At 70.2% G+C, this 382-nt stretch carries 1 protein-coding gene; it reads left to right on the top strand.

Annotated elements, in window-relative coordinates:
- A partial coding sequence (locus FLX08_RS41135; protein ID WP_208761999.1) for a hypothetical protein occupies positions 1-382 on the top strand: 382 nt, incomplete at both ends.

Consider the following 382-nt stretch of genomic DNA (forward strand, 5'->3'; position numbering starts at 1 on the left):
CTCCTCGTCGTGGTCAGCGCCGAATCCCTCCCCACCGACCCCGAAAACACCGACGATCCATACCCCGCCGACCCCGTCGCTGACCCGGCCACCGAAGACCCCGCCAACGACGCCCCCGACCACGTCGAAGACGCACGGGATGCCGAGAGCTTCGAGGAAGACCGGGACGACACGAACGACCCTGCTTCCGGCAAGGCCGACCGCAGCGTCTCCGGCGAGATGGGCGACCCCGATGCTGCGGGCGGCATGGACGACCCCAACGCCCCGGACAAGCTCGACACTGCCGAGGCAGAGGCAGGTGCCGACGGAGCTGCGCACGCCGGTGCCGCGAACGCCGACGACACCTGCGATACCGCAGAGACCGGCGCTAGTGGTGCAGGCA

Source organism: Microbispora hainanensis, assembly GCF_006874475.1.
GTDB lineage: Bacteria > Actinomycetota > Actinomycetes > Streptosporangiales > Streptosporangiaceae > Microbispora > Microbispora hainanensis.